This window comes from Allobosea sp. 05T422_2, from assembly GCF_056396265.1.
This window is the reverse complement of sequence record NZ_JBFTLD010000371.1, coordinates 1-5,320: the sequence shown is the minus strand read 5'-3', so window position 1 is coordinate 5,320 and position 5,320 is coordinate 1. Positions and strand designations below refer to the sequence as shown.

Sequence of the window (5,320 nt, the reverse complement as noted above, 5' to 3'; positions counted from 1 at the left end):
CCCATGTCGTGCTCTGGGCGCACGGCATCGGCAACGCCCAACTGCTCAAGGACGGCGTCGACTGGGTCTACGACGTCCTGCTCTACGGCATCGCCGCGCTGGTCTTCGGCCGTGACGAGCGGGCCGAGCGCTGGGCCGCGCTCGGTATCGGGGCGGTCATGGCGGTCGCCGGTATCCACACGCTCTACGACCTCTGGGACAAGATTGTCAGCCCAAGGCCGATCGAGATCTGGACGCTCGGCTTCTCCGCGGCGAGCGCGATCGTCATCGCCATCCTGATCGTCGCGCTGCTCTGGCGCTTCCGCCGCGAGACCAATCCGGTGATCAAGGCGACCTGGCTCTCCAGCCGCAACGACGTGATCTCGACCACCGGCTTTGCGCTGCTTGGTCTCGTCGCCCGCGTCGCCCCGGTGCGCTGGCCGGAATATCTGTTCGACCTCATCGTGGTCGGCATCTGCTTCCAGGCGACCTGGGCGATCTGGAAAGCTGCCCGGGTGCCGCAGGACAAAACCCTCCCAGCGGAAGCCTGACACGGGCCTTTCGGAAGGATCTTCCCCTACGGCAGGCRCCGGGGGACGGTTCTTGTCCGCACCCGGCAAACAAAAAAATCCTGTTCGGCTGTTCTTGCGCGGCCCTGGCGGCGACGATCTCCCTCCMGATTTCTCGATCAAATGGACGGAGTTGAGGCGATATGGCTGGGAAGACGCGACTGGGATGGGTGCTCGGTTCGGTGCTGGGGGGGCTCGCATCGATCGGGGCTGCCTGGGCGAATGGCGGTCCGCTGGTGACGACCGAATGGCTCGAGCAGAACCTCGCGAATCCGACGCTTCGGATCGTCGAGGTCAGCGTCGAGCCTGGGCTCTATGAACGCGGCCATATCCCGGGGGCGCAGAACGTCGTCTGGCACACCGATCTGGTCGAGACCGTGTCACGGGATATCGCGACACCTGAGAAATTCCAGGCGCTGGCCCGCAAGCTCGGCCTCGACAAGGATACGACGGTCGTTCTCTACGGCGACAGCAACAACTGGTTCGCCGCCTGGGGCGCCTGGGTGTTCGACATCTACGGCCTGCGCGACAACGTGAAGCTGCTCGATGGTGGCCGCAAGAAATGGGAGCTGGAGAAGCGCCCGGTCGCGACCAGTCCGGCACCGGTCAAGGCGTCGGGCTTCACCGTCTCCCAACCCAACCGCACGCTGCGCGCGCGGCTGACGGATGTCGTGAATGTCGTCGAAAGGAAGTCCGATGCCCGCATCCTCGACATCCGCTCGCCCGACGAGTTCTCGGGCAAGATCATCGCACCGGCTGGGTTCCAGGAACTGGCGCTCCGCGCCGGCCATATCCCAGGCTCCGTCAACCTGCCCTGGGCACGCGCAGTCAACCAGGCTGATGGCACGATCAAGCCGGTCGAGGAGCTGAGGAAGCTCTATGCCGAGATCGGCATCGACGGCTCGAAGCCGATCATCACGACCTGCCGGATCGGCGAGCGATCGAGCCATAGCTGGTTCATCCTGTCGCGCCTGCTTGGCTACCAGGTCGCCAATTATGACGGTTCCTGGACTGAGTACGGCAATGTCGTCGGCCTGCCGATCAATAACCCGGCGGGCACGGTCTGGAGCGGCAAGTGAGCGCCAGGCTGGCGAGTCTGCCCGGGCAGCATCCATGAGCATGTCCGACGACACTGGCGCGCTCGATTATCAGCGGGCGCGCGAAGCCGCCTCGGGCGGGATTGCTGCCGATGAGCTGCAGTTCCCGCCTGCGCGCTTCGTGGCCGCGACGGCCGTCGTCCTGGTGCTCGCCGGGGCGATCCATCTCGTCGGAACCCATGGCGACCCGGCACCGCAACTGCAGCTCTCGCTGATCCTCGGCGCGGTCTTCGGTTTCGTGCTGCAGCGCTCCCGCTTCTGCTTCCTCTGCATCTGGCGGGACTGGCTCGACCGGCGCGACCCGCGCGGTCTGCTCGGTATCCTGACTGCGCTTGCGGTCGGCATCGTCGGCTATACCCTGATCTTCGGAGCCTGGCTGCCCGACCCGTCGGGGGCACGGCTGCCGCCGACGGCCCATATCGGTCCGGTCGGTCCTGTACTGGTTCTGGCGGGCCTGGCTTTCGGCGCCGGCATGGCGATCTCCGGCTCCTGCATCAGTGCCCATTGGTACAGACTGGGCGAAGGCTCGCCGACCGCGCCCTTCGCGCTGATCGGGGCCGGGCTTGGCTTCGGGCTCGGTTTCCTGAGCTGGAACGAACTCTACCTGCTCAGCATCTCGGAATCCGCGGTGCTCTGGCTGCCGCGCCATCTCGGCTATGCCGGCGCGCTGCTCGGTGGCCTTGGCGCGCTGGCCGCGCTGGCGCTCGTGCTGTTGCGGGTAGGGCGGCCGATCGGCGGGACCGAAGCGGAGTCACAAGCCCCTTTGCATCAGGTCTTCGTCGCGCGCTGGCCGTCCTGGCTCGGCGGTCTCTTCCTCGGCCTCGTCGGCATAGCAGCCTATCTGCGGCTGAGCCCGCTCGGCGTCACGGCCGAACTCGGCTCGCGCTCACGGCAGGTGGCGAACGCTTTCGACCTGCTGCCGGAGCGGCTGGAAGGCCTCGACAGCTTTCGCGGCTGCGCCACGGTGATCCGTGACGCCTTGCTGACGCCGAACGGTCTGTTCGTCATCGGCCTTGTGCTGGCGTCCTTCTGCGCTGCGCTCGCTTCGGGCGAGTTCAGGCCGAGCCTGCCGCGTCCGCCACAGATCCTGCGTGGGATTCTGGGTGGCGTGCTCCTCGGTTGGGGAACACTGGTCGGGCTTGGCTGCACGGTCGGCACGCTGCTCTCGGGCGTATCGGCAGGCGCAGTCTCCGGCTGGATCTTTGGTGTGGCGCTGCTGGTCGGAGCTACGGTCACGCTGAAACTCGGCCGCCGACTCGGAGTGCTGAGTTAGGCGGGTCTTCCCTTGGAGCGCAACGAAGCTATCGAAAGGGCTGCTCTGTTGCCTCGCGATCGGTCAGTCGGCTGCGCCTCCTCCCAAAGCGGGGAGGAGGCGTACGCGCGACGAGCCGCGCATCCGCAGATGCGCAATGGCGCGCAGACATCGCCGTGCGGATTGCTATAACGGGGCAGACGTTCAAAGGACGCGGCCCATGACGATCGCCGAGAAACTGCCTTCCATCCTGATCGCCAATCGCGGCGAGATCGCTTGCCGCGTCATCCGGACAGCCAGGCGCCTGGGCCTGCGCACCATCGCGGTCCATTCCGACGCCGATGAGGATGCACTCTTCGTAGAGATGGCGGACGAGGCCTATCGGATCGGTCCTGCGCCGGCCCGCGAAAGCTATCTCGACGCCGAGAAGATCCTGGCCGTTGCCAGGCAGGCGAATGCTGCCTGCATCCATCCGGGCTACGGCTTCCTCTCCGAGAATGCCGATTTCGCCGATGCCTGCACCGCTGCCGGCATCGTCTTCGTCGGTCCGCCGGCCTCGGCCATTCGCGCCATGGGCTTGAAGGATGCAGCCAAGGCGCTGGTCGAGAAGGCGAAGGTGCCGGTGGTCCCGGGCTATCACGGCGCCGAACAGGATGTCGGCTTCCTCGCGGGGCAAGCCGAAGTGATCGGCTATCCCGTGCTGATCAAGGCGGTCGCGGGTGGCGGCGGCAAAGGCATGAAAAAGGTCGATCGGCCAGAGGATTTCGCCGACGCGCTCTCCAGCGCCCAGCGTGAAGGCAAGAGCGCCTTCGGCGATGCCCGCGTGCTGGTGGAGAAATACGTGCTCTCGCCGCGCCATGTCGAAATTCAGGTCTTTGGCGACAGTCATGGCAATGTCGTCCACCTCTACGAACGCGATTGCTCACTGCAGCGCCGGCACCAGAAGGTGATCGAGGAGGCCCCGGCTCCGGGCATGAGCGCCGAGGTCCGGGCGGCGATGGGCAAGGCAGCCACCGAGGCGGCGCGCGCTGTCGGTTATGTCGGCGCCGGCACGGTCGAGTTCATTGCGGATGGGCGGGAAGGCCTGAGGGCCGACCGCTTCTATTTCATGGAAATGAATACGCGCCTGCAGGTCGAGCACCCGGTCACGGAGGCGATCACGGGGCTCGATCTGGTCGAGCTCCAGCTCAAGGTGGCGRCCGGCGAGCCGCTCGGCTTCACCCAGTCCGATGTGCAGGCGAATGGGCATGCCGTCGAAGCGCGGCTCTATGCCGAGGATCCCGAAAAGGGGTTCCTGCCGTCGACCGGCAAGCTCTGGGCGCTGCAGTTCACCGAGGGGGAAGGCATCCGCATCGATACGGGCGTCGAGGCCGGCGACACGGTGACGCCGTTCTACGATCCGATGATTGCCAAGGTCATCGCCCATGGCGCCGATCGCAATGAGGCGCTCGACCGACTGGCGCAGGCGCTGGGCGAAACGATCGTCGCCGGGCCGCGCACCAACCTTGCCTTCCTCAAGCATCTCGCGGAGGCCGAGGGCTTCCGGCAGGGGCCATTCGATACCGGTTTCATCGATCGTAATCTCGATGCGCTGGGTGCCGTGCCGCAGCCGCTTGATGCCGCTGCGGTAGCTGCTGCCGCGCTGCAGCTCGAGGAGCAGCGCCAGGAGGCCGGCCTCGTTGCAGCGGCGGCGCATGAGGGCGGGGCGCTTTCGCCCTGGGTCGTTCCCGATGCCTTCTCGCTGATGCCGCGCCAGCCGCTTGGCCTGCCGCTCTCAGTCGACGGCGAACGGATCGATGCCCGGATCGAGTGGCATGAAGACGGTGCGCGCGTCAGCCTGCCTGGCCATGAGATCGATGAGGGCGAGCACGAGATCACGCTGGCGCAGGCCGAGCGGGGCGTCTGGTTCGCGCTGCACCGCGGGCGGCAGACGACGGTTTCGCTCTACGATCCGTTTGCGGTCGATCTCGACGCCGCCGCGGGGTCTGGGGGCGTCATCAAGGCGCCGATGCATGGCAAGCTGATCGCGCTCTTCGTCCAGCCCGGCGAGCTGGTCACCAAGGGCCAGCGGCTCGCGATCGTCGAGGCGATGAAGATGGAGCATGTGCTGACGGCTCCGCGCGACGGCACCGTGACTGAAGTTGCCGGTCAGCCGGGGGCACAGGTGGCCGAGGGCGCCAAGGTCGTGGTGCTGGGAGAGTAGGGCTCCAACTGATTTCGGTTATCCCAGCGTTGCTGGCCCGCCATCGTTGATGCCACCGCCGCGCTTCAGCGGGATAGCCTTGTGCCAGCCGAGAATTGGGCCGGCTCTAGGTTTCATCGAGGAGCGCCGCAGCCTTTTCCGCGACGGCAAGATTGATCTCTGCAAGCGGGTCGTCGTCGCCGAGGAACCAGGCGGCCGACAATCCGCACCAGGCCAGGAG

General features: G+C 66.5%; 4 protein-coding genes. All 4 read left to right on the top strand.

What is annotated here, in order from left to right; genetic code table 11:
• The coding region (locus AC1DJT_RS34120) for a cation efflux transmembrane domain-containing protein (RefSeq protein ID WP_476835816.1) at nucleotides 1–530 on the top strand (530 nt) is incomplete at its 5' end.
• 161 nt (nucleotides 531–691) lie between these two features.
• The gene (locus AC1DJT_RS34115) at nucleotides 692–1,627 is read left to right on the top strand and encodes a sulfurtransferase (protein WP_441493250.1); all 936 of its coding nucleotides are present in this window, start codon (nucleotides 692–694) and stop codon (nucleotides 1,625–1,627) included.
• 40 nt (nucleotides 1,628–1,667) lie between these two features.
• Nucleotides 1,668–2,918, top strand: coding sequence for a YeeE/YedE family protein (locus AC1DJT_RS34110; protein WP_441493249.1), 1,251 nt, complete (start codon nucleotides 1,668–1,670; stop codon nucleotides 2,916–2,918).
• A 199-nt stretch (nucleotides 2,919–3,117) separates the two neighbouring features.
• Entirely contained in the window at nucleotides 3,118–5,100 is a 1,983-nt protein-coding gene (locus AC1DJT_RS34105; protein ID WP_476835815.1) for an acetyl/propionyl/methylcrotonyl-CoA carboxylase subunit alpha, read from the top strand.
• The last annotated feature ends 220 nt before the right edge of the window (nucleotides 5,101–5,320 follow it).

Excerpts from the sequence above, each read along its gene's own strand:
- AC1DJT_RS34115 (WP_441493250.1), top strand. The coding sequence starts at position 692 with ATGGCTGGGAAGACGCGACTGGGATGGGTGCTCGGTTCGGTGCTGGGG.
- AC1DJT_RS34110 (WP_441493249.1), top strand. The coding sequence starts at position 1,668 with ATGTCCGACGACACTGGCGCGCTCGATTATCAGCGGGCGCGCGAAGCC.